We start from the raw sequence: 1,193 nt of genomic DNA, 5'->3' as shown, positions 1-1,193 counted from the left end.
GGTGGGGGTCCGACACGGAGGGGGCGTCGCCAGAGGCTGCTCCCTGCCGCGGTCCCGGTGAGTGCAGCACGGACGGGAAGGCCAGGCACAGGGCTGCTGCTGCGGTGCAGGCCACGGCAGCGGCCGCGGCGTGCCGGCGATGGCGGCGCCGGTCCGCCCGTCGGCGGATCTCCGCGGCGGGCAGGGTAGGTGCGGGCATCTGCGTGCCGATCAGCCGCAGCCGGTCGGCGAGTGTGTCGTGGTTGGGGTCAGGCACGAACCTTTCCTTCCTCGCTGGTCAGGTTCTGGTCGGCGAGTTTGGCCGCGAGCGCGGTCCGGCCGCGGGCAAGGCGGCTCTTCACGGCGCTGACGCTGGCGCCGGTCTCGGCCGCGACCTGTTCGACGGAGAGGTCGCACATGTGGTGCAGGACCAGGGCGCCTCGCTGTGCCTGGGGCAAGTCGCGGAGCGCGGTGACCAGCATCAGATGCTCCTCGGTGGGCGGCTCGACGGTGGGTGGTTCCTGGCGGTGGTGGCGTCCGGCCAAGTGCAGGCCCCGGGCGAGACGCCGCCAGCGGGAGTGGGCCAGCCGTCGGGCCGTGGTCCGGATCCATGCCTCCGGGGCGTTGTCCGGGTCTAAGGTGCGCCTTCGGTCCCACGCGCGGATGAAGGCCTCCTGGACCACGTCCTGTGCTTCGGACCAGTTGCCGGTCAGCGCGTAGAGCTGCCCGGTCAGGCGGGAGAAGGACGCCGCATAGAACGCATCGAACTCCTGTGGCGTCATCAAGAGCCTTTCTTCTGGCGGCTGTCCGTCAGCTCGCAGCACGAGCCGTATGCGAGGAAGCACTTCTCGGTCGCGACGGCGGAGCCGTGCGCCCTGGGCGCGCCTCCCTTCCTGTACGCACGAGCGACCCCCCAGGGTCGCACCACGATCCATATGACCTGGATCACAGCCGCGGGGTGCGACCTGCCGGGCATCGGGATGCCTACAGGGGGTGCTGGCATCAACCGGACGCCTGTAGGAAAGGACACGGATTCATGCGTATCCGCCCGATCATGCTCATTGCCGTCACCACCGCAGTCATCGCGACAGCGGGGGGAATCGCCACGGCCGCCACCGGCACCTCCACGCCCGCCCCGACGGCCCATGGCACCGGATCGGCCGACGCCTCGGCGGCCTCCGGCAGTGGCTCGTCCGCCACTCGTGTGACTGCCG

General features: G+C 71.0%; 2 protein-coding genes. Both read right to left on the bottom strand.

Features of this window, described 5'->3' with window-relative positions; translation table 11 throughout:
- On the bottom strand, positions 1 to 256 hold a 256-nt coding region (locus ACIQGQ_RS37215), incomplete at its 3' end, for a hypothetical protein (RefSeq protein WP_402405134.1).
- On the bottom strand, positions 249 to 761 hold the full coding sequence (locus tag ACIQGQ_RS37210; RefSeq protein ID WP_402405131.1) for a SigE family RNA polymerase sigma factor: 513 nt from the start codon (positions 759 to 761) through the stop codon (positions 249 to 251). The genes ACIQGQ_RS37210 and ACIQGQ_RS37215, both read right to left, overlap by 8 nt.
- Between the last annotated feature and the right edge of the window lie 432 nt (positions 762 to 1,193).

Origin of the sequence: Streptomyces sp. NPDC092952 (assembly GCF_044754785.1) — a bacterium.
Lineage (GTDB): Bacteria > Actinomycetota > Actinomycetes > Streptomycetales > Streptomycetaceae > Streptomyces.
This window is presented reverse-complemented; position numbering and strand designations above follow the sequence as displayed.

Excerpts from the sequence above, each read along its gene's own strand:
- ACIQGQ_RS37210 (WP_402405131.1), bottom strand. The coding sequence starts at position 761 with ATGACGCCACAGGAGTTCGATGCGTTCTATGCGGCGTCCTTCTCCCGC.